Consider the following 26,126-nt stretch of genomic DNA (forward strand, 5'->3'; position numbering starts at 1 on the left):
ATCGCGCCCCTGCCTAAGCTCACCGGACAATGCCAAACGGAGTCCGCGATGAACAGGCTGATGCTCCTGCTCCTGTGCTGCCTGCCGCTGCTGGCGGCGGCGCGCACGCCGGTGACCGAGGTCGTGGTGCTGTCCACCCTGCATGCCATGCACGACGACGTGCCGGCCTACTCGCAGGAAGTGCTTGCGGCGAGCGTGCGCAGGCTGGCCCCCGATGCGCTGTGCATCGAGGTGCGGCCCGACAGGTTCGCCGCGCGCGCGCCGGAGCCGAACAAGATCGAGTATCCCGGCGCGATCTATCCGCTGATCGAAGCGCAGGGCTACCGCGCCTACCCGATGGAACCGGCCGAGCCGGACTACGGCCGCATTCTCGCGCCCTACAAGAGCGCCAACGAGGCATTCGGTGAAGCGCAGCCGCAGCAGGCGGAGGCCTTCGCGGCGCACATGGACGCGATGTATGCCGTGCTGCGCACGTACTGGACCTCGCCGGCGCGCGTGAACGACGCGACTACCGACGCGCAGATGCGCGCCAAGCACGCGTTGCAGGAGGCGCTGGTCGGCGATGGCGAACGCGAGGGCTGGGAAGCGTGGAACCGGCAGTTCATGGCCGTGGTCGAGCGCGCCGTGGCCGAAAACCCCGGCAAGCGCATCGTGGTGCTGGCCGGTGTCGAACACGGCTACTGGTTGCGCGAACGCCTTGCGCGGCGCGACGGCCTGCGCCTGCTCGATACCGCGGCGCTGCTGTCCGCGGGCCCGTGACCGCGGCCGCTGCGCGCCCGCGGCCGGCATAATGTCCGCGCCTTCCACGCGCGGACCCCACATGCTCGACACCATCGAACGCGAAACCGGACCTTCGCCGCGCCACAGCGTGATCTGGCTGCACGGTCTCGGTGCCGACGGCAACGACTTCGTGCCGATTCTGCCGGAGCTGGTGCGGCCGGCGTGGCCGCCGCTGCGCTTCGTGTTCCCGAACGCGCCGGTGCGGCCGGTGACGATCAACAACGGCGTGCCGATGCGTGCCTGGTACGACATCCGCGAGGCCGACCTTGCCAACCGCGCCGACGAGGCCGGCGTGGCCGCGTCGGTGGAGCAGGTCGAAGCCTTGATCGCGCGCGAAGGCGAACGCGGCGTGCCCGCTTCGCGGATCTTCCTCGCCGGTTTCTCGCAGGGCGGCGCGATCGCCCTGGCCGCCGGCCTGCGCCGGCGCGAACCGCTGGCCGGGCTGATCGCGCTGTCGACCTACATTCCCGCCGCGCACAAGGCGGCGGAAGTGCTGGCCGAAGGTGCCAGCGCGCAGCCGGTGTTCATGGGCCACGGCAGCCAGGACCCGGTGGTGCCGTTCCACGCCGGCGAGCAGAGCCAGGCGCTGTTGCGTGAGCTCGGGTTCAACGTCGACTGGCACGCCTACCCGATGCCGCACTCGGTTTGCATGGAGGAGATCCGCGACCTCGGCGACTGGCTGTCGCGGCGGCTGGCAGGCGCCTGAAGCGGGCGCTCGCCGATACGTGTGGGTCCGTGATCGTGGCGGCCGGAGCCGCCCGCGTGGCCCCGGCGCGGCGCGGCGGCTACTATCGGCGCGAATCCGATCCACTGCTGCCGTGGGGGAGCCCCGACCATGAAGGTGGTCATCGCCGACGATGAACCGCTGGCCCGCGAGCGCCTGCGTGCGCTGCTGGCCGCGCATCCGGACCTCGAGCTGGTGGCCGAGGCCGGCGACGGCCGCGAGGCGTTGCACGCCTGCGCCGAGCATGACGCCGACGTGGTGCTGCTCGACATCGCCATGCCCGGCATCGACGGGCTGGAGGCCGCGCGCCACCTGGCCGCGTTCGAGCCGCGCCCGGCGGTGGTGTTCTGCACCGCCTACGACGCGCACGCGCTGTCGGCGTTCGAGGCCGCGGCGGTCGACTACCTGGTCAAGCCGGTGCGCGCCGAACGCCTGCACGCGGCGCTGGAGCGCGCGCGCACCTTCGTCGCCGGCCGCGACGCGAACGCCGCCGCCGGCGACGGCCAGGGCCGCCAGCGTAGCCACCTGTGCGCGCGCCTGCGCGGCAGCCTGCGCCTGATCCCGATCGAGGACATCCACTACCTGCAGGCCGAGGAAAAGTACGTGGTCGTGCACCACGCCCGCGGCGAGGACCTGATCGAGGAGTCGCTCAAGTCGCTGGAGGAGGAGTTCGGCGAACGCTTCCTGCGCATCCACCGCAACTGCCTGATCGCCCGCTACGAACTGGTCGAAGTGCGGCGCGAACCCGACGGCCGCGTGCACGCGATCCTGCGCCACGGCCGCCAGCCGCTGGAGGTCAGCCGCCGCTGCGTGGCCGGGCTGAAGGACGCCGTGCGGCAGCTTTAGGCACGCCGCCGCGGCGGCTTTGGCCGCGAGCGGCGATAATGGCGCATGGCCACGATCCGCATCGCTACCCGCAAGAGCCCGCTCGCCCTGTGGCAGAGCGAACACGCCGCGCAGCGCCTGCGCGCCGCGCACCCCGGCCTGGAAGTCGTGCTGGTGCCGATGAGCACGCGCGGCGACGAGGTGCTGGACCGCTCGCTGGCCGCCATCGGCGGCAAGGGCCTGTTCCTTAAGGAGCTGGAAGTGGCGATGCTGCGCCTTGATGCCGACTGCGCGGTGCACTCGCTCAAGGACGTGCCGATGGAACTCGAAGGCCCGTTCGCGCTGCCGGCGATCCTCGCCCGCGCCGACCACGCCGACGCCTTCGTCAGCAACCGCTTCGACGACCTCGACGCGCTGCCGGAAGGTGCACGCGTAGGCACCTCGTCGCTGCGCCGCCAGGCGCAGCTGCGCGCGCGGCGCCCTGACCTGCAGCTCGCCGACCTGCGCGGCAACGTCAACACGCGCCTGGCCAGGCTCGATGCCGGCGACTACGACGCCATCGTGCTGGCCTGCGCCGGCCTGCAGCGGCTGGGCCTGGGCGAACGCATCCGCGCGCGCCTGGACGCGCCGGAGTGGCTGCCGGCGCCGGCGCAGGGCGCGATCGCGATCGAATGCCGCGAGGACGATGCCAGCACCATTGCGCTGTGCGCCGCGCTCGACGACGCACCCACGCGGACCTGCGTGGAAGCCGAGCGCGCCATGAACCGCGCGCTGCACGGCAGCTGCCACGTGCCGGTCGCCGCGTTGGCGCGGCTGGACGGCGCGCGGCTGCAGCTGCGCGGGCTGGTCGGTTCGGCCGCGGACGGCCACGCGGTGCGCGCCGAGGGCGCCGGCGACGCGGCCCAGGCCGAAGCCATCGGCGCCGACGTCGCCCGCCGCCTGCTGGACGCGGGCGCGGCGGCTTTCCTGCCGCCGCGCGACTGATCCGGCGCGGCCGCCAGACCGCGGTCAGTTGATCTTGTAGACCAGGTTGATCGTGGTCAGCGTGTCGGTCTTGTGCGTGCCCGGCTCGACCGTGCTGTTGTGCCGCGCCTGCAGGCCGGCCTTGAGCGCGAATTTCTCGTTCATCGACACCGCGATGCCGAAGTCATTCTGCAGGAAGGTGTTGTCGCTGCCGGCTTCCACCAGGAAGGTGTCGTACAGCGCGGTGTTGTCGGTGAGCTGGTGCTTGAAGTCGAGCAGGCCGCGGGCGACCGCGCCGCTTTCGACCTCGCCGGTGTCGGCGTCGCGCGCGCGGCGGAAGCCGGGGCCGATCTCGGTGCTCAGCTTGGTGCGCTCGCCGTCGAGGAAGCGGTGGCCATAGCCGACCGAGGCGATCGCCTGGTACTCGTAGGCCGAGAAGTCGTCGTTCTCGTAGCGGGCCGAGCCGACGATGTAGTTGCGCGGGTCGAACTTGTAGGCGCTCGAGGCGCCGAGTTCGTAGCGGTTGGCGCTCAGCTCGTAGCGCTCCTCCTCGACGCCGTCGCCGTCGAAATCGCCGGTGACCTCGCCCTTCGAGCGCAGCGCGGCGGCGTGGAAGGAATGCTTCCAGTACTCGTCCTCGCGGGCGAAGGCGAGTTTGGCGTTGACGCTTTCCGAACGCGCATTGCCGCGCGCCAGCGCCAGGCCGAGTTCGCCCGTGCCGGTCCAGCCTTCGGGCGTGGCAGGGGCGTCCTGTGCGTGCGTGGCGAGCGGGGCGGTGGCGAGCAGCAGGGGCAGGAGGAGCTTGTGGGACATGGGGTTCCTTCGCGGTTCGTGGCTGGGCAGTAGAAACGGACGCGGGCCGCTAAAGGCGGCCCGCATGCATAGCGTAGCGCCCGCCGCGACCGGGCTGAAGGGCAGTCCGGCCCCCTGGGCCGCGCTTGCGCCTGCGGAAGAAGGCGCCGAAGGCGGACGCGGGCGGCTGGGGCGGCTGGAATGGATGCCCGGGGCCTTCGCCTAGAACGCGTAGTGCAGGTTCACCGAACCCTGGGTGTCGGTGCTGCCGCGGCCGCCGTCGCCGGCGCTGTCGTGGTTGACCTCCAGCCTCGACTGCAGGGTCAGGCGCGGCTGCAGCAGGATGTCCACGCCCAGGGTCTGGCGCACGTAGGTGTTGTGGCGGCCCGTTTCCACGTGCACCCGCTGGTCGAGGCGGGCGCGTTCGCCGAAGCGCTGGGTCAGGTGCAGGCCGCCGCTGGCGATCACGCCGATCGCGGCGGTGCCGTAGTCGGCGTAGGGCTGCAGGCGGTAGCCGGTGCCCAGCTCGACCTGCACCTTGGTGTCGGGGCGCTGCACGGCCTGCATGCCGAAGGTGGTGTCGACCTTGGCATTGTTGGCCTCGGCGTCGAACCATTCGCGCTGCAGGGTCGGGGCGTGCAGCGAGGCGTAGCTGCGGGTGGCCAGCGGCGACGTCCGCAGCGGGCGCAGGCTGCGCCGGGCGCCGGGCACGTCGGGCTGCCACAGGGTGGTGTAGTGCGAGGGCGCCAGCCATTCGGCGTCGGGGCAGACCAGCCGGTAGCACGGTGCGCGCAGCGAGACATGCTCGGCCGCCACGGCAAGCGCGGCCGGTTCGCCCGGCGATTCGGGCAGGGGATGCTGGAAAACGGGCAGGCCGGCTAGCGCCAGCCACCAGACCGCGGGCATGGCAGGCAGGGCTCTGTGGAAACGGTTACAGGGCGATTATGCCGGCCCGGCGATGACATTCCAAAGGCGGGAGTGATGATCGGGGTCCCGCATTCAGCTTTTGGCCGGGTTCGGCCGTCCTCAGTAATACAGCGTGACCAGGTGCCGGCCTTGGGCGAAGAACAGCCAGCGCTCAACGAAAGCCCCGGCCAGCATCAGCACCGCCGCCGCCCCCAGCGCCACCGCCGAACCGCCCGCGCCCAGCAGCAGCCAGCCCAGCAGCGGCCCGCCGACGACGAGCGCGCTGGCTGCCACGCGCAGCCAGAGCGCATGGTCGCGCGCGACCTGGAAGGCCATCTCGCGGGTGACGTAGTTGGCCTCGGTGTGCGGGCGTTCGAACACCCCCGCCTCGCGCCCGGGCAGGCCGATCGCGGTGGCCCGGGTTTCGGGCAGTTCGGCGTGGTCGATCTCGTGCCAGTACAGCCACTTCAGCGCGACCAGCAGCGCGGCCACGATCGCCAGCGTCAACAGCATCGAGCCCGGCCCCTGTTCGCCGAGCATCGCCAGCATCAGCGTGAACAGCAGCGCCAGCCCGGTCAGCAGCGCGAACAGCAGGTACACCGGCACCACCAGCGGATGCCGCCAGGCCGCGATCGGCTTGAGCGAGGCGTAGATCATCGCCGTGCAGACCACCGTACCCAGCGCGAACAGCGCCAGCGCGATGCCGCATACCGCCAGCATCGGCGAAACCACGCTGCCGGGTTCGCACAGCAGCAGCGCGCCGACCGCCAGCGCCGGTACCAGCGTTGCGATCGCCATCACGCCCTCGCGCGACAGCCACGATGTGCGCCACTGCGAGAACGCCCGCCAGGCGCGGAACGGCTTGCCCAGGTGCCCGAGCGAGGCCAGCAGGCCGATCGTCGTCAGCACCAGCCCCAGCACCAGCGCCGCCAGCTGCACGCCCGCCAGCGCCGGCAGTACCTGCCCGCGCAGGTTGAGCAGCGCGATCGACACGCCCAGCCACGCCAGCAGGCCGTAGCCGGCGCCGGAGAGGGTGGTGAAGAAGATGACGGAGAGGGCGGGGCGCATGTGGGCTTCGTGGTGGTGGCGTTGGTTGGTGCTGTTGTGGTCTGGTTTCTGTTTGCCTGTTGCTTGCAGCCGGACTTTCTTTGCCGCGTTGCTTCCTGCTCTTTTGCCTTTGCCGTTATTCCCGCGCATGCGGGAACCCGGTGGCTTCGGCCCGGGCAGCGATGACACGGGTGCCGATCACCGGGGCACGCGCTTTCCAGGGTCACCGGCGTACGCACATCCGCAGCACGGCACGCATCGCCGCCGTTCCCCCGGATCATCCCCGCGAGCCTACCGCTTCAGCAGCCGCCCCAGCCAATGTAGCGGCGATGCCGCCTCCGTGCCCGTGTCCTGCGCCACGCTTCCGTCATCGTCGTCGTCGCCCGCGCGCCGCGGCCGTGGCGGCAGGTAGCGGTTGATCGGTGCGTAGCCCAGCTCCGGCATCAGCGCCACGCCACCGCGCTCGGCGACCAGCTTCGACACGTCGGAATCCGGATCGCCAAGGTCGCCGAAATGCCGGGCGCGGGTCGGGCAGGCCTGCACGCAGGCCGGCTGGCGTTCGCTTTCGTCGAGGTTCTCGTTGTAGATCCGGTCCACGCACAGCGTGCATTTCTTCATCACGCCTTCGACCGGCGAATACTCGCGCGCGCCGTAGGGGCAGGCCCAGGAGCACAGCTTGCAGCCGATGCACTTGTCCTCGTCGACCAGCACGATGCCGTCCTCGGCGCGCTTGTAGCTGGCGCCGGTGGGGCAGACCGTCACGCAGGCAGGCGTCTCGCAGTGCAGGCACGAGCGCGGGAAATGCAGGGTCTGCGCGGGCTGCGCGGTCGCGGCGTCCGCTTCCAGCTCGTAGCTGTGCACGCGGTTGAACCAGACGCCGGACGGATCCTTGCCGTAGGGCTGCTCGTCGGTCAGCGGCCCGGCGATGCCGCCGGCGTTCCATTCCTTGCAGCTGGTCGCGCAGGCGTGGCAGCCCACGCAGGTGTCGAGGTCGATCACCAGGCCCATCTTCTTCTTCGACGGCGGCGGCAGCCCGGTCACGGCAGCTGCCGGTGGCGCAGCTTGCCGGTGCCGTAGCCGACCAGCAGCAGCGAGAACAGGAAGCCCAGCGCCGCCCGCCAGCGCGGCGACGGCGGCGGCACCATGCCCCCCACGCCGCCCATGCGCATCTGCGGGAACGCGGACGGGTCGATGAAGGCCCAGGTGCTGACGAGCAACCCGATGACGCCGGCCAGCAGGCAGGCCCAGCGGATGACGCGCATGAGCGTTCTCATCGTGCGGTCCTCATCGGGTACTTCTCCGGGCGCGCATGGCCGCACCGTAGCGCAGCGGTGCCTCGCTGGCTTCGGCGAACGCCAGCGGTGCGAACTGCGGCTGCGACTCGTCCGTCGCGTCGCCCGCCCTGCGGATCGACACGCGCAGGTCGAACCACGCCGCCTGCCCGGTGACCGGGTCGGCGTTGGCATAGTCGCCGCGCGGGGTGATATCGGAAATCAGATGGTTCATCAGGAATCCCTTGTCGCCTTCCGGCGCGTTCTTCGCCAGCCGCCAGGCGCGGCGGCGCTTGCCGATCGCGTTCCAGGTCCACACCGTGTCCGGCTGCACGTTGGACGCGAACTTCGCCTGCACCGTGATGCTGCCGTGGTGCGAGGTGACGGTGATCCAGTCCTCGTCGGCGATGCCGTGCCTGGCGCCCGTGTCCGGGTGCATGTACATGAAGTTGCGCGCGGTGATCTGCCGCAGCCACGCGTTCTGCGAGCCCCACGCGTGGTACATGAACATCGGGCGCTGGGTGATGGCGTGGAGCGGGAAGGAATGCGCCGCCGCCTCCGCCGGGGACGAACCTGCCCCCTTCCCTTCAAGCGGTGTTGGTGCCATGCGGGAGCCGCTGCGATCACCCGCGTCGCCATCCTGTCGGTCGCGCCCACCGTTCTGCGCGGATTCGAAGGGCTCGTACCAGATCGGCAGAGGGTCGAAATACGTCGCCACGCGCGCGCGATGCTCCGCCGGCGGCTGGTACGCACCGTGCCCCTGCGCGGCGAGGCGGAACTTCTGCAGCGGTTCCGAATACAGCTGCAGCACGATCGGCGCCGTCGAGCCGACGAAGCCGAGCTTCTGCGCCCATTCCAGGTAGCCGCGGTTGGCCATCTTGAAATAGCGCGCGTGTTCCGGGATTTCCTCGCGCCAGAAGCCGTCGTTATCGATGTAGCGCTGCAGCTGTTCCGGGTTCGGCGCGCCCTTGCCATGCTGCGTGCCGTCCTCGCCGCGCCAGCCGGCGAGCAGGCCGACGCCGGGCGCGCGCTCGTGGCGGACGATGTAGTCGGCGTAGTCGCGATACTTCGGCGCGCCGTCGGCGTGGACCATGCCCGGCAGCCCGAGGCGCGCGCCGAGGTCGAGCAGCACCGACTGGAAGCCGCGCACGTCGCGCGGCTGGCCGTCGCTGCCGGTTTGCGTGGCCGGGTCGAACAGCGGATGCCGGATCGCGTCGGCGGCGCCGTCGGCGTCGGAGATCGGGCGGTCGAGCAGGCTGATCGCGTCGAAGCGTTCGAGGTAGGTCGTGTCCGGCAGCACCAGGTCGGCGTAGGCGACCATCTCGCTGGCGAACGCGTCCGAGTAGATGATGCGCGGGATGCGGTACTCGCCGCCGTCGTCGCGGTCGGTGAGCCACTGCATCGTCTCGCGCGTGTTCATCGCCGAGTTCCAGCTCATGTTGGCCATGAACATCAGCAGCGTGTCGATGCGGTACGGATCGCCCGCGTGCGCGTTGCGGATCAGTGTGTGCATCATCCCGTGCGCGGACAGCGGATAGGCCCACGAGAACGCGTGGTCGATGCGGCGCGGCTGGCCGGCGTCGTCGACCAGCAGGTCCTCGGGGCCGTGCACGTAGCCCAGCGGGCTGGCGTCGAGGGTGCCGTCGGCGCGGCGCGCCTTGCCGGGGCGGTTGGGCAGCGGGATCGGCTTGGGATACGGCGGCTGGTAGCGGAACGAGCCGGGTGCGTCCACCGCCCCCAGCAGCAGCTGCAGCAGGTGCAGCGCGCGGCAGGTGTGGAAGCCGTTGCTGTGCGCGCTGATCCCGCGCATCGCGTGCATCGACACCGGACGCCCGACCATCTGCGCGTGCTCGCGGCCCCAGGCGTCGGTCCAGGCGACGGGCAACACGAGATTGCTGTCGAACGCGGCCTGCGCCAGTTCGCGCGCGATGCGGCGGATCGTGTCGGCGGGGATGCCGCAGCGTTCGCTCACGGCATCGGGCGAATACTGCGGATCGAGGTAGCGTTCGGCGATGAGCTGGAACACCGGCACGGCGGTGCGGCCGTCAGCGAGCGTGTATTCGCCGACGACGGCAGGCGAGATGTCGACCGCGTCGGCGCGCGCCTGGGCATCGCCGGCCCAGCACAGCACGTTGCCCTCGACGTCGCGCGCGAACAACCCGTCGTCCGCGCCGCCGGGGTTGCGCACCACCAGCCAGTGCGCGTTCGCGTAGCGCACCAGGTAGTCCAGGTCGATGCGGTCCATGCGCAGCAGTTCATGCACCAGCGCGAACGCGAACAGCCCATCGGTGCCGGGGCGGATGCCGATCCATTCGTCGGCGATCGCGCCGTAGCCGGTGCGCACCGGATTGACCGCGACGATCTTCGCGCCGCGCGCCTTCAGCTTGCCCAGGCCGAGCTTGATCGGGTTGGAGTCGTGGTCCTCGGCCACGCCCCACAGCATCAGGTACTGCGTGTGGTCCCAGTCGGGCTCGCCGAATTCCCAGAAACTGCCGCCCAGCGTGTACAGTCCGCCCGCGGCCATGTTGACCGAGCAGAAGCCGCCGTGCGCGGCGTAGTTGATGGTGCCGAACTGCTGCGCCCACCAGCCGGTGAGCGCCTGCGACTGGTCGCGGCCGGTGAAGAACGCGAGTTCGTCCGGGTTGCGTTCGCGGATCGGCGCCAGCCAGTCGGTGGCGATCCGCAGCGCCTCGTCCCACTCGATCTCGCGGAACTCGCCCTTGCCGCGCTCGCCCACGCGCAGCAGCGGCTTCGACAATCGTGCCGGCGAGTAGTGCTGCATGATCCCGCTCGCGCCCTTGGCGCAGATCACGCCCTGGTTGACCGGGTGCGCGGGATTGCCTTGGATGTAGCGTACCTTGCCGCCGTCCATCCACACCTTGATGCCGCAGCGGCAGGCGCACATGTAGCAGGTCGTCGTGCGGACCTCGTCGCCGGGCGAGGGCGACGTGTCGATGGCTGGCTCGGCGGGCTGGCGCATGGCCGGCATTGTGCACGCGCGGCGCCTGTACGGCCACGGCGCGTCGATGGCTGGCTCGGCGGGCTGGCGCATGGCCGGCATTGTGCACGCGCGGCGCCTGTACGGCCACGGCGCGCGTCAGGAGCCGCCGGAACCACGGTGCGCACCCGTGACCAGTGGATATGCGACCACGTTGCGCGCCCATGCGACGGACTCCGGACGCATCTGCGCGCCATGTGCAACGTCCCGCGGCCGGGAGAACGGAGTCCTTCCGGCCGCGGTCGAACGACTGTCACCGGATCATTGCGGCGTCGGGATGTCGAGCGACGGATCGTTGTAGCGCGAATAGCGGGCCGTGGTGGTTCCGGCCTTGCCCGGTTCGGTGACGACCGCCTGGACCTGCAGCGGCAGGCCGTCCGTGCCGACCCATATCGTGATGTCCGCCGGCGTTTCCGCCGAGGGCTTGCGCAGCAGGTACTTGCGCACCGGCTTGCCATCTAGCACGTCGGACCCGAGGGCCTGCACGGTGGTGCCGTCGTAGGCGTCCTCCAGCTGCGCGGGGTTGCGCCACTTGTCCGTCATCCCGGCGGGCATCTTCGAGCGGATGACCTGGCCGCCGGCCTGCATGTACATGGTGTCGCCGATGATCGTCTGGCTGCCCATGCCGCCGGGCATGGTCATGCGGAAGCGGTCGGGGGCAACGAAGTCGAGTTCGCTGTGCATCGTGACGCCCTGGGCCTCGATCTGCATGGTGGCGTGGAAGCTGCGGATGTCCTTGAACGATTCCAGGGCGCCGATCAACTCGGCCTTGGCGTCCGTTGCCGGCACGGCGGCGGGCGTGTCGGCGGCCAGGTTGGCGGCGCCGGCTTCCGCGGCTGCATCGGCCTGCGCGACCGGCGGGGCGGGCGTGGACGGGCCGGCGTTGCAGGCCGCCATCGCGAGTGCGGCGCAGGCGGCCAGGATCGTCATCATCGGGCGGTGCTGGTACATGGAGGCGCCTCCTTGCAAGGGTGATACCCGGGCATACGCAATCTACCAGCGAAACGTGCCAGTCCGCGCCATAATCGCCCCATGGACCGATACGAACGCATCCTCTCCCTGCACCGCATCCTCAAGTCGGCGCGCTACCCGGTGACGGTGGCGCGGCTGCGCGACGAACTCGAGTGCTCGCGCGCGACCGTCTATCGCGACCTCGCGTTCCTGCGCGACGGCCTGATGGCGCCGGTGGTGGGCGACGGCGAGGCAGGCTTCCGCTACGACCCGGACGAGGGCGGGCGCTTCGAACTTCCCGGCCTGTGGCTCAACTCCGACGAGCTGTACGCGCTGCTCGCCGCGCAGCAGCTGCTCTCGCGCAGCGGCGGCGGGGTGCTGTCGACCGCGCTGGCGCCGCTGCAGGGGCGGATCGAGAAGCTGCTGTCCGAGCACACCGCCGGCAAGCCGTGGCCGATGGAGCGCGTGCGCGTGATCCCGCACCGCACCCGGCGCATGGACGAGCACGCCTTCCGCACCGTGTGTTCGGCGGTGCTGTCGCGCAGGCAGCTGAGCTTCGAGTACCGCGCCCGCTCCACCGACGAGAAGACCCGGCGCAAGGTGTCGCCGCAGCGCATCACCCACTACCGCGACAACTGGTACCTCGACGCCTGGGACGAGGAGAAGGAAGCGCTGCGCAGTTTTTCCGTCGACCGCATCTCCGGCGCGCGCCAGCTCGACGCCGCCGCGCGCGACGTCGACGAGGCGCAGCTCGACCAGCACCTGGCCGGCAGCTACGGCATCTTCTCCGGCCCGCCCAAGGGCGTGGCGACGATCGTGTTCAGCGCCAAGGCCGCGCGCTGGGTGGCCGACGAGCACTGGCACTCGCAGCAGCAGGGCCGGCACCTGCCCGACGGCCGCTACGAGCTGAAGGTGCCCTACAGCGCGCCGCGCGAACTGCTGATGGACGTGCTGCACTACGGCAGCGACGCGGAGATCGTCGAACCCGAGTCGCTGCGCGCGCAGGCGCGCACGCTGCTGACCCTGGCGCTGGCCAACTACGAGCGCTGAGTCGATGGCCGCGCCCACGCCCGGACGCGAGCGCGGCGAGCCGATCGCGCTGGCGCTGGGCGCCGGCGGCGCGCGCGGGCTGGCGCAGATCGGCGTGATCGAGGCGCTGGAGGCGCGCGGCCTGCGGGTCGCGTCGGTGGCCGGCTCATCGAGCGGCGCGCTGGTCGGCGGCGTGTACGCGGCGGGCAAGCTGCGCGAGTTCCGCGAAGGCTTCGAGAAGCTCACCCGCGGCGAGTTCCTGCGCCTGCTCGACCCGGTGGTGGGGCGCCCCGGCGTGATCGGCGGCCAGCGGCTGGTCGACGCGATGCGCGAGGTGGTCGGCGATCCGCGCATCGAGGAGCTGCCGCTGCCGTTCACCGCCGCCGCGGTCGACATGGAGCGCCAGCGCGTGGTGTGGCTGCGCAGCGGGCCGCTGTGGCAGGCGCTGCGGGCCTCGTTCGCGATCCCGGGCCTGTTCACGCCGCAGCTGGTGCACGGGCGCGAGCTGGTCGACGGCGGCCTGCTGGCGCCGATGCCGATCACCGCCACGCGGCTGTCCGACGCGCATCGCCTGGTCGCGGTCGACATGCACAGCCGTCCGGCGCAGCCACCCGGCGAGCCGGCCGACGGCACGCGCGCCACGCCGCCGCGCGGTTCGCGGCTGGGCCGCTGGCTGGACCGGCGCTTGGGCAACCCGCCGGGCGAGGCCAGCCTGGTCGACACCATGTCGCGCGCGCTGGACACCATGCAGGCGCAGATCGCCCGCGTGCAGCTGGCGCTGGATCCGCCGGAGCTGGTGATCAGCATCCCGCGCGACGTGTGCCAGGTGTACGAGTTCTGGCGGGCGAAGGAGGCGATCGAGGTCGGCCGCGCGGCGGCGGAGAAGGCGCTGGACGCGGCTGGGTACTGAGTTGTCCGGCGGGCGGTGCAGAGAAGAGCAAATCCCCCATCCCCCCTTTTCCAAAGGGGGCAGGATCAAGAGCCTTCCCTGGCCCCTGGCCCCTGGCCCCTGGCCCCTGGCCCCTGGCCCCTGGCCCCTGGCCCCTGGTCCCTGGTCCCTGGTCAGGCCTGTCATCCCGAGCGCAGCGAGGGATCTGCTTCATGAAGCGACGGGGAAAGCAGATCCCTCGCTGCGCTCGGGATGACCATCGGTCGAGGATGACAGCCGGCCGCTGCCTGGAACCTCTGCCCGTGCTTGCGCACCGGTTCCCGATTTCGGCCCGCTCCCCGGCCGCCGTCGCAGTCCGTGAGATGTCGCCGCGACACGCTGCGCTCCCGACCTGAGGAGCGCCGCCATGACGAACCGCCGACCGCAGTCCCGCGACATCGCCACCGCCGATGCACCGCCGCTGGCCGCCTGGCTGCTGGGCGCGCTGTTCCTCGGCGCCGTGGCGCTGCTCTCGCTGCCGGCCGCGCGCGCCGCCAGCGGCGCCTTCGGCTGGACGCCGCTTTGGCTGCTCGGCATGCCGCTGGCCAGCCTTGCGGCGCTGGCCGCGTCCCGTCTTTCCCTGCGCCTGCCGCGCCGCCGCATGCCGGACTCGTCACCGGCCATGCGGCGGCGCCGGCCGGGCACCGCGCAGGCGCGCCGTCGCACCGTTCCGGTCCGCCAGCGGCTGCCGCGCGCGGCCTGAATCCTGCCGTCATCCCCGCGGCCGGCGCCCGGACTTCCGGCACGCCGACCGCGGGGCGTGCCTGTGCTAGCGTGGCCGGTTTCGACCAACACCGTATCGACGGGGGACCTGATGCCGAAGCTGTCGCACGTTTGCCTTGCCGCGGGAATCGCGGCCGCCGCCGGCCTGGCCGGCACGCCCGCCCTGGCCGCGCAGGCCGACGAGAACGCGCCCACGGAGGACGCCATGCCGGCCGACCCGAACCAGTGGCTCGAGGACGTCACCGGCGACAAGCAGCTGGCCTGGGTGCGCGAGCAGAACGCCAGGACCGAGGCTGAGCTGGCCGGCGCGCCCGGCTTCGACAAGCTCGAGTCCGACATCCTCGCGGTGCTCGATTCCGACGCCAAGATCCCCTACGTCAGCAAGCGCGGCGAGTACTACTACAACTTCTGGCAGGACGCGCAGCACGAGCGCGGCCTGTGGCGCCGCACAACGCTCGAGGAATACCGCAAGGACGAGCCGAAGTGGGAAGTGCTGCTCGACCTCGACGCGCTGAACAAGGCCGAGAACGAGAACTGGGTCTGGCACGGCGCCGACTGCCTGCGCCCGGACTACACGCGCTGCCTGGTTGCGCTGTCGCGCGGCGGCGCCGACGCCGACGTCACCCGCGAGTTCGACCTGTCGACCAAACAGTGGGTGGAAGACGGCTTCTACCGCCCCGAGGCCAAGGGCGACCTGGGCTGGATCGACCGCGACACCGTGTACGTGTCCACCGACTTCGGCCCCGGCTCGATGACCGACTCGGGCTACCCGCGCATCGTCAAGGAATGGAAGCGCGGCACGCCGATCGAATCGGCGACGGTGGTGTACGAAGGCACCGCCAAGGACATGGCGATCGGCGCCGGCCACGACGACACGCCCGGCTACGAGCGCGACTTCGTGCGCCGCGCGATCGCCTTCTACAACGACGAGCTGTACCTGCGCGGCAAGGACGGCAAGCTTTCCAAGGTCGACGTGCCCAACTCGGCGCAGAAGTCGGTACAGCGCGAATGGCTGGGCCTGGAGCTGCGCGAGCCGTGGGAAGTCGACGGCAAGACCTACAAGGCCGGCTCGTTCATCGTCACCCGCTTCGACGACTTCATGGCCGGCAAGCGCGAGTTCGACGTGCTGTTCGAGCCCACCGACACCACCTCGCTGGCCGGCGCGACGATGACCAGGAGCCAGCTGGTGCTCAACGTGCTCGACGACGTCAAGAACCGGCTGTCCGTGGTCCGCCACGGTGCCGACGGCTGGACATCGACGCCCTTGAAGATCGGCGACATGGAGCTGGGCACTACGAGCATCGGCGCGGTCGATGCCGACGAAAGCGATGCGGTCTGGATCACCACCACCAACTACCTGACCCCGACCACGCTGATGCTGGCCGAGCAGCCGGGCCAGGCCGAACCGGAGGTGCTCAAGACCATGCCGGTGTTCTTCGACGCCTCGAAGGACGTGATCGAGCAGCACTTCGCCACCAGCGAAGACGGCACCCGCGTGCCGTACTTCATCGTCCACCGCAAGGACCAGGCGCTCGACGGCAGCGCGCCGACCCTGCTGTACGGCTACGGCGGCTTCGAGATCGCGCTCACGCCCTCGTACTCGGGCACGGTCGGCAAGGGCTGGCTGGAGAAGGGCGGCGTCTACGTGGTCGCCAACATCCGCGGCGGTGGCGAGTACGGCCCGCGCTGGCACCAGGCCGCACTCAAGCAGAACCGCCACAAGGCCTACGAGGACTTCGCCGCGGTGGCGAAGGACCTGGTCGCGCGCAAGATCACCTCGCCGCAGCACCTGGCCGCGATGGGCGGCAGCAACGGCGGCCTGCTGGCCGGCAACATGCTCACCCAGTACCCGGAGCTGTTCGGCGCGATCGTGATCCAGGTGCCGCTGCTGGACATGAAGCGTTACAGCCACCTGCTGGCCGGCGCCTCGTGGATGGCCGAATACGGCGATCCGGACACGGCCGACTGGGAGTACATCAAGACGTTCTCGCCGTACCAGCTGTTCGACCCGGCGAAGGACTACCCGGCGACCTTCATCTGGACCACCACCCGCGACGACCGCGTGCATCCCGGCCATGCCCGCAAGATGGCCGCGAAGATGCTCGCCGCCGACAAGGACGTGCGCTACTACGAAAACACCGAAGGCGGCCACGGTGCAGGCGCCACCAACAAGCAGTCCGCGCACGTGTGGGCGCTGAACTACACGTTCCTCTGGAACGAGCTGGCCAGGTAGCCGCGGCGAAGGCCCCTCTCCTGCGAAGCGGGAGAGGGAGGCGCTAAGCGCCGGGTAAGGGCGGCGTTCTTCGCCGGGACTGCGCGGCAACCGGTACACCCTCACCCCAACCCCTCTCCCGCTTCGCAGGAGAGGGGCTTGCTGCACCCGCGCTAGACTCCGGGCTCCCCCATTGCCCGGAGTTCCCATGTCCATCCGGACCTGTACCGGCAGCTGCCACTGCGGCAACGTGCGTTTCGAAGCCGACATCGACCTCGACGCCGGCGGCGGCAAGTGCAACTGCTCGATCTGCCGCAAGACCCGCAACTGGAGCGCCAGCGTCAAGCCCGAGGCGTTCCGCCTGCTGTCCGGCGCGGACGAGGTCATCGACTACCAGTTCGGCACCGGCAGCGTGCACTGGCCGTTCTGCCGCACCTGCGGCGTGCGCGCCTACGGCCACGGCGACATCCCCGAGGCGGGCGGAAGGTTCTACTCGGTGCGCCTGAACTGCCTCGACGACGTGTCGGCCGAGGCCCTGGCCGCCATGCCCGTGCGCTATGCCAACGGCCGCGACAACGACTGGTGGCACGAGCCCGGCGATGCCGAGAAGCGCTGGCTGTGACCCGGCCGGCGAACAACGAAGGAGGCGCGACCATGGTTGAACCGAAGCAGGTGATCGATTTCTGGCGCGACGCCGGCCCGGACAAATGGTTCGCGCGCGACGACGGTTTCGACGCGCGCTTCCGCGAGGGCTTCGCCGACGCCCACTGGGCCGCGGCGCGGCGCGAGCTGGAACACTGGATGGACACCGCCGACGGTGCACTGGCGCTGTTGCTGCTGCTCGACCAGTTCCCGCGCAACTGCTTCCGCCGCAGCGGCCACGCCTACGCCACCGATCCGCTTGCGCGGCATTACGCCGCCCGAGCGATCGACGCCGGCCTCGATGCGCAGGTCGATCCGGCGCTGCGCGTGTTCATGTACATGCCGTTCGAGCACTCCGAGGACATGGCCGACCAGCGGCGTACGCTCGAACTGATGCGCGCGGTGGACGCCGGCTACATGCAATACGCCGTGGCCCACCGCGACGTGATCGAACGCTTCGGCCGCTTCCCGCACCGCAACCGCGAGCTGGGCCGCGTGAACACGCCGGAAGAGCAGGACTGGCTCGACGCCGGCGGCGGTTTCTGAACAGCGTATCCATCGGGCGAAGCGTTCTCCATCCTGCCGCCTGTCGCCTGATATCTGGCGCGCGCGCATGCGCCCCGGACTTCCTGCTGAACCGCAACCCACGGTCCTAGGGCCTGCCCCAGATGCCCGCGTGCGGACGCGGCCCAGATAATGACCGGGCGAAAAACAACGCCCCGAGGCCATTGATGCTGCCCATCGACGACAGGACCTACGTCGCTCCGCCACCCCCGCCGCCCCCGCCGCCGCCCCCGCCGGTCGACAAGCAGCTGGAGAAGGCAGAGCCTCCGGAGGCGAAGAAGATCGTCGAGCACCTGGACTCGAAGCAGAAGCAGGCGCTGAAGGAGTCCTTCGACGGCAAGTCGCCGACCGAGCAGAAGGCGTTCGCCGACAACCTCGCCGGCAAGCTCGAAGGCAAGCAGCTGTCGCAGGTGCGCGGCGTGCTGGATGCGGACGGCGGCAAGGTGCTGGACAAGGCCGTCGACGCCCATGCGCCCCAAACGGTGCAGGCCGACTACCAGCAGGCCAAACTGGGCGTGAGCGACAAGACGCTGCAGGCGCTGGGGCTGACGACGTCGGACCTCAAGGACGTCACCAAGCCGGTCGCCGACAAGCTCGAGGCGGTGGCCAAGGCGGCTGGCGACAAGGACATCGGTGGCACGGTCGACGCGCTGCAGGACCTGCAGGACAGCGCCGGCCCGCTGGCGCGCGACGTCCTGACCAATCTGGTCGACAAGTCGTCGGCGCCGCAGGCGCTCAAGGACCTGGTCAACGGCGACGGCGAGCTGGCCGGCAAGCTGCTCGGCGCCGGCAAGGACGTGGTGCAGGGCCTGCTGGAAGGCGACCTCGGCAAGGTCGTCACCGACTTGGCCTCGAATACCGGACTGCGCGACGCGGTGGTCAAGGCCGCGACCGACAACCCGGCGATCTCCGGCGCGCTGGAGAAGCTCGGCAACATCACCCCGAAGCAGCTCAAGGACGCCGGTCCCGAGCTGCTCAACGCGGCGGTGAAGGCCGCCAGCGGGGACTACAAGGGCGCGGCGCTGGAGCTGGTCGACGCGCTCAAGGACGGCAGTCCCGCGGCGCAGAAGGCCTTCACCAAGGCCGCCGGGCTGGTCGACGGCCTGCCGCAGCCGGTCAAGGACATCCTGTCCGATCCCAAGCTGCAGGACGCGCTGTCTGGCGCCGGTGCCGACGCGCTCAAGGCGCTGGTCAACGGCAAGCCGCAGGAAGCGTTGTCCGCGCTCACCGATCCGGAACTGCGCGATGCGGTGTTCGACGCGGCCGTGCAGCAGGAGCCGCTCAAGGGCGCGCTTGAAAAGCTCGATATCGATCCGGAGAAGATCAAGGCAACCGGCGACGCGATCCCGCACCTGGTCGAGGCGATCACCAAGCTGGACGACGATCCGGCCGGCGCGCTCAAGGCGCTTGCCGGCGCGACCGACGCGGCCGCGCCGGTCGTTTCCGACCTGGCGGCGAAGATCGGCGAAAAGCTGCCGGGCGACGGCGCCACCGGACAGCTGCTCAAGAGCATCGTCACCGACAAGGCGCTGATGACCCAGCTGCTGGGCAACGACAACGTCCACGGCGCGATCGCCGACCTGTTCAGCGGCAAGGTCAACGAAGGCCTGAAGGGCCTGGGCGACGACGACGCGGCGATGAAGGCGGTCGCCGACCACATCGTCAAGGCCGATGACCCCGCCACCACCGCGCTGCGCGGCAAGCTCGAAAAGCTTGGCTACAGCAAGGCCGAAGACATCGCCACCATCGGCCCCGTGCTGGCCGACGTGATCGAACTCGGCGAGATCGTGTCCGGCGGCAAGAACCCGGCCGAGGCGCTGGTCAAGCTCGGCGAGATCGGCCGCGGCCTGCCCGACGACGTGCGTGGCAACGTGCTCGACAAGCTGCTTTCGCCGATCGCCGACCACCTGCCCAAGCTCAGCCCCGAGGTCAAGGAGCTGGTGAAGGCGACCGTGGTCGGGCTGACCGACCCGGACGTGGCGAAAACCTTCGTCGGCGCGATCCAGTCGCTGCCGAAGGATCCGGCGGCCTTCCTCAAGGGCATCATTTCCACCGCCAGCGCGCTGTCGTCCAACCACGACGTGTCGCTGGCGATGCTCAACGCGCTGGGCAAGATCGGCGACGGCCAGCCGCAGAAGCACGGCAACATCGGCGCCTTCTTCGCCGACGCGGACTTCAACAAGACGCTGGTGGACACCGGCAGCGTGGAGTCGTTCTTCCAGGGCGTGGAGGAGATCCTGGTCAATGGCGATCTCGTCGAGGGCCTGAAGAAGTTCGGCGGCGTGATCGGCAACCTGATCCAGGACGGCGACGACATCAAGATCGGCGGCCAGTTCATCGGCAAGGAAGTGTTCGGCAAGAAGGTCGGCTTCCACCTGCCGTCGGTGAAGCTGCCGATCGGCGAGGACGGCTTCGGCAACATCGGCCAGCTGCTCAGCCACATCAAGGACGGCCTGCCCGAGTCCGCGCGCAACAAGATCGACGGTTTCATCACCGACGCGGCGAGCAAGGTCGTGACCGGCTCGCTGCCGTGGAAGCAGATCCCGAACCTGGTCGGGGACGTCAAGAACACCGTCAGCGAGTGGGGCGACAACTCGATGTTCGAGAACGTCCTCAACGTGTCCGAGATCGTTGCCGGCGCCGGCAGCCTGCTGCCCGGCGCGGGCAAGCTGGTCGAGCCGCTGAAGCTGGTGATCGGCATCGGCCAGGGCCTGATGGATGCCAAGGACGCGGTCGAGACCGGGGTGAACCTGGCGGATGCGCTGGGCGTGACCTAGCCGGCATCCCGCACCCCGCGACACGGGGCCGCGCCTGCTGCTGCGGGCGCGGCTTTTTTTCGCCGTGGATCCCAGGCGGGGCGGAGTCGCGCACGCGCCCGGGTGGTCAGGGCGGACTCTCGGGTCCTGCGGGGAAAACCCGCCCGGGGAAAGCGTGTCAGCCGGCCAGGCCAGCCGCGCGCAGGAACGCCAGGCCCTGCGCCACCCGCGCGTCGTCTTCGATGTCTTCGGGCAGTTCCAGCAGCCGTCCTTCCGGCACCACGGCCGCGCGCTCGCGGATGAAGGCCTTGCCCAGCGTGATCTCGGTGTCACGCGCCTGCATGGCTTCGGCCAGGCTCAGCTTGTCCGCCGTCTCCGGCGAGATCCTGCCAAGCCCGCTCCAGTCGATGATGCAGGCATCCACCTTCGGCGCGAACACGAGCCAGGCAGTGCCGTAGATGCCCACGCGCGGCTGGTCGCCGTACAGCGACTGGAATGCCTTCCAGTAGTGCGGCGCGACCTTCTGCGGCGCGTCCGGATCGAGGAAGGTTTCACGCAGCGCGCGCGCCGCGTCCGCATCGGCCTTCACCACTTCGTCGATCTTCGCCTGGCTGGCTTCGACGTAGCCGGCCGCTTCGATGACCTGTCCTGCCCAGCGCGTTCGTTCCAGCGGCGGCTGGTCGAGAATGATCAGTTGGGGTGCAGGCACGAGGTCGTCCATGGCGGGGAGGTGCCCCCGATTATAGTCACGGCATGGTGACCGTACCGGCGTGCTCCGGGCACGCGGCGCACTGCGGCGTTCAGTAACGGGGCACGGACGGGTCCACGTCCTGCGCCCAGGCGTCGATGCCGCCGACGATGTTGAACACCTCAGTGAACCCCTGCGCGCGGAAGTGTTCGGCGGCCTGCGCGCTGCGGCCGCCGTGGTGGCAGAGGAAGGCCAGCGGCAGGTCGTGCGGCTGGGCCAGCAGCTCCTCGAGGCCGCCGGCGTCGAGCACGGCGTAGGGCAGGGCGATCGCGGCCAGTTCGCGCTCGGGCAGCGGGCGTACGTCGACGATGGTGAGGCTGCCGTCGCGCACGCGGGCGTCGGCTTCGGCCGGGGTCAGGTCCTGGACGTCTGCATTCATGCGCGCAGTCTAATCGCCCCGACGGCGCGTGGCATCATGCCGGCATGGACGCGATCGGCCAGCCGCTGCCTGTACTGCATCGCGTCCCGGGCGCGTCGCGGCCGTGGCTGTGGTGGCTGCTGGCCGCGCACGCCGCGGTCGCGCTGCTGTGGTGGCAGCTGGGCTGGAAGGCCGGCCTGGCGCTGATGGTCGCCACCCACCTGGCGTGTCTGTGGGGCGTGTTCTGGCCGCGCGCGGCGATGTACGGACCGGTGCTCTCGCACCTGCCGGCCAGCGACCGCCGCGTGTGGCTGACCATCGACGACGGCCCGTCTGACGACACGCCGGCGCTGCTCGACCTGCTCGACGCCTGCGGCGCGAAGGCGACCTTCTTCCTGGTCGGCGAACGCGCCGCGGCGCGCCCGGAGCTGGTGCGCGAGATCGCCGCGCGCGGCCACGGCATCGGCAACCACAGCCACGGCCACCCGCAGGCCTGGTTCTGGGCGCTGGGACCGGCGCGGATGCGGCGCGAGATCGTGCAGTGCCAGGAAACGCTGCGCGCGATCACCGGCTGCCCGCCGCGCTGGTTCCGCGCGGTGGTCGGGCACGCGAACCCGTTCGTGTCCGCGCCGCTGCGCGACTGCGGGCTGGCGCGCGTGGCCTGGGACGTGCGTGCGTTCGACGCGGTGCGCGCGGATCCGGCCGGCGTCGTCGCACACCTGGAAAGCGCACTGTCGCCCGGCGCGATCGTGCTGCTGCACGAGGGCTCGCCGCACGGGCGCAACGTGGAAATGATCGCCCTGCTGCTGCAGCGGATGCAGGCGCTGGGCTATGCGACGGTGCTGCCCGAGGAGCTGGAGCGCAGCGTTTAGGGCGGTCTTGCCGGCCGCTACGCGCGGCTGGCCACCACCAGCCAGTTGTTGAACGGCGTGCGCCCCCACAGGGGTTCGATCGCGACCTGCATCCCCGCGCCTCCGAGGATGCCGCGCAGGCCGTCCGCGCTGGGATGGCAGCGCGGCGTCGACTGCATCCAGCCGACCAGGTTTGCCGCGCGGTCGCCGATCCGCGAGACCAGGCCGCGGCGGCTGCCGTCGACCAGGCCGGTGCGGATCACCAGCCGCGCACCCGGTGTCAGCATCGCGGCCACGTTTTCCAGCAGCTGTCGCTGCGCCGGTGCCTGCAGGTACTGCAACACGTCGAGGATGGCGACGCTGCCGGTGTGCGCGGGGAGGTGGTGGGCCAGGTCGACCACTTCGAAACGCGTCGACGCGAGCGGCACGCGCTGCGCGGCGGCGATCGCGCGCTCGATCTTGGCGGCGTCGTTGTCGACGCCGTAGTAGGGCATCGACTGCCCGTCCTGGCGCAGCGCGTGCGCGAGCAGGCCAAGCCCGCAGCCCAGGTCCATCACCGGCGCGCTGCTGCCGCGCAGCGCGCGCAGCACGCCCGGGTAGAGCGGGTCGGTGGACAGCTTGCTGCGGATGTAATGGAAGTCCCAGCGGTTGCGCACGCGGTGCGGCGGCAGGAAGGCGCCGGCGATCTGCGTCGCCTGCGCGCGCGACAGCGGCTGGCCGCTCACGGCGCCAGCATCCGGCGCGCGACCGGCAACGCAAGCGTGGCCCAGTGCGCGTACATCCCGGCCGACGGATGCAGGCCGTCGCCGACCAGCATCCCCGCCTCCGCGCCGCGTGCGCGGCTCAGCGGGGTGATGTCGACGAAGGCCGCGCCGTGGCGTTCGCAGGTCTCGCGTGCGGCCGCGTTGTACGCATCGAGTTCGCGTGCGACCCGTGCCACGTCGCGGCCCTCGCGCGCGGCGAACGGTGTCACGCCCCAGTCGGGGATGGACAGCACCAGCACCCGGCCGGCGCGGTCGCCCGCATACGCGATCGCGCGGGCGAGCAGGGCGGCGAACTGATCGCGGTATTCGCCGACGTCGCGGCCGCGGTACTGGTTGTTGACGCCGATGAGGAGGGTGACGAAGTCCCAGGCCAGTCTCGTCTCCCCGGCTGTCGCAGGAGCGGCGGGAGCCGCGATCCCGCCGTTGCCAGGCCCGGGAAAGGTCGCGGCTCCCGCCGCTCCTGCAGAAGCCCCGGCATCAAACGCATCCAGCGCCGCCGCCAGTTCGTCCGTCGTCCAGCCGGTGGCGGCGACGATCTCCGGATCGCCCAGCCTCACCCCGTCATCGCGCAGCGCGCGCGCCAGCTGCACCGGCCATCGGTCGGCAGGGTCGACACCTTCGCCGATGGTGTAGCTGTCGCCCAGCGCGAGGAAGCGCAGGAGGCGGATGGGCGGCAGCGGGCCACCCGTGGTACGGACCGGCGTCACGCCGCCGTCCGTGTCGCGGCGCGGTCGGCGTGGCGCGCGAGCACGCGGTCGATGCGCGAGAACACCTCGCGCAGGGCGTCGGGCTGCGGCAGCAGGGTGACGCGGAAGTGATTGCGATAGGGCACGTTGAAGCTCGACCCGGGCACGATCAGCACGTCCTCGGTCTCCAGCAGCTCCAGTGCGAAGTCGTGGTCGTCGAAGCCTTCGGCCGCATCGCCGGTGACGCCGGGGAACGCGTACAGCGCCGCATCGGGCGCCACCAGCTTCAGGTGCCTGCTGGCGGCCACGCTCTCGACCACCGCGCGCCGCGCTTCATGCAGGCGGCCGCCCGGCCGGCACAGCGGCGTGATCGTGTCCACCCCGCGCAGCGCGGCATCGATCGCGAACTGCCCCGGCACGTTGGCGCACAGGCGCAGCGCGCCGAGCAGGTCCATGGCGTGGTGGAACGCGTCGCTGCGCGCGGGGTCGCCGGACAGCACCGCCCAGCCCACGCGCCAGCCGCAGGCACGGTGCACCTTGGACAGGCCGCCGAACGACAGGCACGGCACATCGCCGGCCAGCGGCGCGACCGGTTCGAACGTCGCGTCGTCGTAAAGGATGCCGTCGTAGATCTCGTCGCACATCAACAGCAGGTCGTGCTTCGCGGCGATGGCGACGATGCGTTCGAGCAGCGCACGCGGATAGCTCGCGCCTGTCGGGTTGTTGGGGTTGATCAGTACGATCGCGCGGGTGCGCGACGACACCAGCGCCTCGATCTCGTCCGGGTCGGGCAGGAAGTCGTTGGCGACCTTGCAGCGGTAGTAGACCGGGCGGCCGTCGTTGAGGATCGTCGCCGCCGACCACAGCGGGTAGTCGGGCGAGGGCAGCAGCACTTCGTCGCCGGGGTTGAGCAGGGCGCGCAGCGACAGGTCGATCAGCTCGCTGACGCCGTTGCCGATGAACACGCGATCCGGCGCCGCGCCGGGCGTGCCGCGCGTCTGGTGGAAGGCCGCGATGGCTTCGCGCGCGGCCGGCAGGCCCTGCTGGTGGGTGTAGGGATCGGTATCGGCGATGCCGTCGGCGATCGCGCGCTGCAGGTGCTCGGGCGCGCGGAAACCGAAGGCGCCGGGATTGCCGATGTTGAGCTTGATCAGGATCCGGCCGCCGGCTTCCAGTTCGCGCGCCCTGCGGGCCAGTTCGCCGCGGATTTCGTAGCGGACTTCGGACAGGCGTTCGCGGGTCTTCAGGCTGGGGGGCGACATCGGGCGGCAGGGCGGCGGAGTGGCCGCAAAGCCTAGCGGAAAACCCGCTGCCGCGCCCCGCGCGGACACCCCCGTTCCCGTGGGAGCGGCCATGGCCGCGACGAGGCTTGACCGGAAGCGCCCGTCGCGGCCATGGCCACTCCCACCTGTCCGGCGCCCCCGGGCTTGCGCCGCACGACTTGCGCTTAGAATCCCCGCGATGCCCATCCAATGCCGCCACGCTTGAATCCCGCCTTCACCGCCCTGCGCATCATCGGCTGGCCCTGGGCCGGCGAACCCGATGATCCGGCGTGGCGCGAGGCGATGGCCGCGCACCCGCAGGCGCGGCCGGCGCGGGTGGTCGAACAGCATCGCTCCGGCTACGTCGTCGCCGAGGGGCCGGGCGAGGGCTTCACGGTCGAATCGCTGCCCGAATGGCAGCGCCCGGCCGGCTACCGCAAGGGCGGCACCTCGGTCGAGCAGCGCGCCGCGGTCGGCGACTGGGTGCTGATCGACGGCAAGCGCATCGTCGCGCTGCTGCCGCGGCGCAGCGCGATCAAGCGCGGCGCCGCCGGCGAGCACTACAAGCAGCAGGTCATCGCCGCCAACATCGACACCGTGCTGGTGGTGTGCGGCCTGGACGGCGACTTCAACCCGCGCCGGATCGAGCGTTACCTGCTGCTGGTGCACGGCGGCGGCGCGCAGCCGGTGGTGGTGCTGACCAAGGCCGACAAGGACGACAGCGACGTGCCGGCGGCCATCGACGCGCTGGTGGGCGTGGCCGGGCAGGACGTACCGGTGCTGGCGGTCAACGCCCGGGACCGCGACAGCGTCGCCGCGCTCGAACCGTGGCTGCAGGCGGGCATGACCGCGGTGCTGGTCGGCAGCTCCGGCGCCGGCAAGTCGACGCTGACCAACACCCTGCTCGGCAGCGACAAGATGAAGACCGCCGACGTGCGCGAAAGCGATGCGCGCGGCCGCCACACCACGACCCACCGCGCGCTGATCCCGCTGCCCTCGGGTGCCTGCCTGATCGACACGCCGGGGATGCGCGAGCTCAAGCCCACCGGCGAGGAGGACCTGGCCGAAGGCGGCTTCGCCGACATCGAGGCGCTGGCCGAACAGTGCCGGTTCCGCGACTGCAGGCACGACCGCGAACCCGGCTGCGCGGTGCGCGCGGCGATCGAGGCCGGCGCGCTCGACCCGCAGCGCTTCGCCAACTACCTGAAGCTGCGCGACGAGGTCGCCGGCGCCGCCGACAGGCTCGCCACGCGGCTGGCGCAGAAGGCCGATGCAAAGGTGCAGGGCAAGGCGCTGCACAAGCGCCTGGACGACAAGTATGGGAAGCACTGACGCCCCCGATGCCC

25 protein-coding genes are annotated in these 26,126 nt (G+C 70.9%); 13 read left to right on the forward strand and 12 right to left on the reverse strand.

Annotation, left to right across the window (positions count from 1 at the left end; genetic code table 11):
* The first annotated feature begins 48 nt into the window (after window positions 1–48).
* The 4 genes from ABD679_RS08945 to hemC all read left to right on the forward strand — a co-directional run bounded on the left by ABD679_RS08945 (window position 49) and on the right by hemC (window position 3,313).
* Window positions 49–759, forward strand: a complete 711-nt coding sequence (locus ABD679_RS08945; RefSeq protein ID WP_344759626.1) for a hypothetical protein — start codon at window positions 49–51, stop codon at window positions 757–759.
* Between the two features lie 61 nt (window positions 760–820).
* Window positions 821–1,486 carry an alpha/beta hydrolase gene (locus tag ABD679_RS08950; RefSeq protein ID WP_344759628.1) on the forward strand — a complete coding sequence of 222 codons (666 nt, stop codon included), beginning with the start codon at window positions 821–823 and terminating at the stop codon, window positions 1,484–1,486.
* 129 nt (window positions 1,487–1,615) lie between these two features.
* Window positions 1,616–2,350: a LytR/AlgR family response regulator transcription factor gene (locus tag ABD679_RS08955; RefSeq protein WP_344759629.1), complete on the forward strand. Its 735-nt coding sequence runs from the start codon at window positions 1,616–1,618 to the stop codon at window positions 2,348–2,350.
* A 45-nt stretch (window positions 2,351–2,395) separates the two neighbouring features.
* Window positions 2,396–3,313 (forward strand): hydroxymethylbilane synthase, encoded by a 918-nt coding sequence (hemC, locus tag ABD679_RS08960; protein WP_344759630.1) that lies wholly within the window; start codon window positions 2,396–2,398, stop codon window positions 3,311–3,313.
* 24 nt (window positions 3,314–3,337) lie between these two features.
* On the opposite strand, the gene ABD679_RS08965 is transcribed toward hemC, so the two are convergent.
* The 7 genes from ABD679_RS08965 to ABD679_RS08995 all read right to left on the reverse strand — a co-directional run bounded on the left by ABD679_RS08965 (window position 3,338) and on the right by ABD679_RS08995 (window position 11,257).
* Window positions 3,338–4,105, reverse strand: coding sequence for a DUF481 domain-containing protein (locus ABD679_RS08965; protein WP_344759631.1), 768 nt, complete (start codon window positions 4,103–4,105; stop codon window positions 3,338–3,340).
* Window positions 4,106–4,306: 201 nt separating this feature from the next.
* A complete protein-coding gene (locus ABD679_RS08970) occupies window positions 4,307–4,990 on the reverse strand; it encodes a DUF481 domain-containing protein (RefSeq protein ID WP_344759632.1) in 684 nt (227 codons plus the stop codon).
* A gap of 120 nt (window positions 4,991–5,110) precedes the next feature.
* A complete protein-coding gene (locus ABD679_RS08975) occupies window positions 5,111–6,058 on the reverse strand; it encodes a dimethyl sulfoxide reductase anchor subunit family protein (RefSeq protein WP_344759633.1) in 948 nt (315 codons plus the stop codon).
* 270 nt (window positions 6,059–6,328) lie between these two features.
* Window positions 6,329–7,078, reverse strand: coding sequence for a 4Fe-4S dicluster domain-containing protein (locus tag ABD679_RS08980; protein ID WP_344759634.1), 750 nt, complete (start codon window positions 7,076–7,078; stop codon window positions 6,329–6,331).
* On the reverse strand, window positions 7,075–7,311 hold the full coding sequence (locus ABD679_RS08985; protein ID WP_344759635.1) for a hypothetical protein: 237 nt from the start codon (window positions 7,309–7,311) through the stop codon (window positions 7,075–7,077). Before ABD679_RS08985 ends, ABD679_RS08980 begins: the two co-directional genes overlap by 4 nt.
* A gap of 10 nt (window positions 7,312–7,321) precedes the next feature.
* A complete protein-coding gene (locus ABD679_RS08990) occupies window positions 7,322–10,288 on the reverse strand; it encodes a molybdopterin oxidoreductase family protein (RefSeq protein ID WP_344759636.1) in 2,967 nt (988 codons plus the stop codon).
* A gap of 279 nt (window positions 10,289–10,567) precedes the next feature.
* Window positions 10,568–11,257, reverse strand: a complete 690-nt coding sequence (locus ABD679_RS08995) for a LolA family protein (protein WP_344759637.1) — start codon at window positions 11,255–11,257, stop codon at window positions 10,568–10,570.
* Between the two features lie 81 nt (window positions 11,258–11,338).
* Here ABD679_RS08995 and ABD679_RS09000 point away from each other — a divergent pair, with 81 nt between their 5' ends.
* From ABD679_RS09000 to ABD679_RS09030, 7 genes are all read left to right on the forward strand, one after another.
* Window positions 11,339–12,307, forward strand: coding sequence for a helix-turn-helix transcriptional regulator (locus tag ABD679_RS09000; protein WP_344759638.1), 969 nt, complete (start codon window positions 11,339–11,341; stop codon window positions 12,305–12,307).
* A gap of 4 nt (window positions 12,308–12,311) precedes the next feature.
* Complete coding sequence (locus ABD679_RS09005) at window positions 12,312–13,196, forward strand: patatin-like phospholipase family protein (RefSeq protein ID WP_344759639.1); 885 nt, start codon at window positions 12,312–12,314, stop codon at window positions 13,194–13,196.
* Between the two features lie 385 nt (window positions 13,197–13,581).
* Window positions 13,582–13,917: a hypothetical protein gene (locus ABD679_RS09010; RefSeq protein ID WP_344759640.1), complete on the forward strand. Its 336-nt coding sequence runs from the start codon at window positions 13,582–13,584 to the stop codon at window positions 13,915–13,917.
* A 111-nt stretch (window positions 13,918–14,028) separates the two neighbouring features.
* Window positions 14,029–16,170: a prolyl oligopeptidase family serine peptidase gene (locus ABD679_RS09015; protein WP_344759641.1), complete on the forward strand. Its 2,142-nt coding sequence runs from the start codon at window positions 14,029–14,031 to the stop codon at window positions 16,168–16,170.
* A gap of 187 nt (window positions 16,171–16,357) precedes the next feature.
* The gene (locus ABD679_RS09020; protein WP_344759642.1) at window positions 16,358–16,771 is read left to right on the forward strand and encodes a GFA family protein; all 414 of its coding nucleotides are present in this window, start codon (window positions 16,358–16,360) and stop codon (window positions 16,769–16,771) included.
* A gap of 32 nt (window positions 16,772–16,803) precedes the next feature.
* Entirely contained in the window at window positions 16,804–17,337 is a 534-nt protein-coding gene (locus ABD679_RS09025) for a DUF924 family protein (RefSeq protein ID WP_344759643.1), read from the forward strand.
* Between the two features lie 185 nt (window positions 17,338–17,522).
* The gene (locus ABD679_RS09030) at window positions 17,523–20,132 is read left to right on the forward strand and encodes a hypothetical protein (protein WP_344759644.1); all 2,610 of its coding nucleotides are present in this window, start codon (window positions 17,523–17,525) and stop codon (window positions 20,130–20,132) included.
* 157 nt (window positions 20,133–20,289) lie between these two features.
* Here the strand turns inward: ABD679_RS09030 and ABD679_RS09035 are convergent, their stop codons facing one another.
* Complete coding sequence (locus ABD679_RS09035; RefSeq protein ID WP_344759645.1) at window positions 20,290–20,820, reverse strand: hypothetical protein; 531 nt, start codon at window positions 20,818–20,820, stop codon at window positions 20,290–20,292.
* A gap of 91 nt (window positions 20,821–20,911) precedes the next feature.
* Window positions 20,912–21,238 carry a rhodanese-like domain-containing protein gene (locus ABD679_RS09040; protein WP_344759646.1) on the reverse strand — a complete coding sequence of 109 codons (327 nt, stop codon included), beginning with the start codon at window positions 21,236–21,238 and terminating at the stop codon, window positions 20,912–20,914.
* Window positions 21,239–21,282: 44 nt separating this feature from the next.
* On the opposite strand from ABD679_RS09040, the gene ABD679_RS09045 reads away from it, so the two are divergent.
* Window positions 21,283–22,089: a polysaccharide deacetylase family protein gene (locus tag ABD679_RS09045; protein WP_344759647.1), complete on the forward strand. Its 807-nt coding sequence runs from the start codon at window positions 21,283–21,285 to the stop codon at window positions 22,087–22,089.
* 17 nt (window positions 22,090–22,106) lie between these two features.
* On the opposite strand, the gene ABD679_RS09050 is transcribed toward ABD679_RS09045, so the two are convergent.
* From ABD679_RS09050 to ABD679_RS09060, 3 genes are read right to left on the reverse strand one after another with little or no spacing between them, the layout of a single operon-like run.
* The gene (locus ABD679_RS09050) at window positions 22,107–22,778 is read right to left on the reverse strand and encodes a class I SAM-dependent methyltransferase (protein ID WP_344759667.1); all 672 of its coding nucleotides are present in this window, start codon (window positions 22,776–22,778) and stop codon (window positions 22,107–22,109) included.
* 11 nt (window positions 22,779–22,789) lie between these two features.
* Window positions 22,790–23,539 (reverse strand): SGNH/GDSL hydrolase family protein, encoded by a 750-nt coding sequence (locus tag ABD679_RS09055; RefSeq protein ID WP_344759648.1) that lies wholly within the window; start codon window positions 23,537–23,539, stop codon window positions 22,790–22,792.
* Window positions 23,536–24,780, reverse strand: coding sequence for an aminotransferase class I/II-fold pyridoxal phosphate-dependent enzyme (locus ABD679_RS09060; RefSeq protein ID WP_344759649.1), 1,245 nt, complete (start codon window positions 24,778–24,780; stop codon window positions 23,536–23,538). Before ABD679_RS09060 ends, ABD679_RS09055 begins: the two co-directional genes overlap by 4 nt.
* A gap of 210 nt (window positions 24,781–24,990) precedes the next feature.
* On the opposite strand from ABD679_RS09060, the gene rsgA reads away from it, so the two are divergent.
* Window positions 24,991–26,112, forward strand: a complete 1,122-nt coding sequence (gene rsgA, locus ABD679_RS09065) for a ribosome small subunit-dependent GTPase A (protein ID WP_344759650.1) — start codon at window positions 24,991–24,993, stop codon at window positions 26,110–26,112.
* The last annotated feature ends 14 nt before the right edge of the window (window positions 26,113–26,126 follow it).

Origin of the sequence: Luteimonas lutimaris (assembly GCF_039537065.1) — a bacterium.
GTDB classification, from domain to species: Bacteria; Pseudomonadota; Gammaproteobacteria; order Xanthomonadales; family Xanthomonadaceae; genus Luteimonas; species Luteimonas lutimaris.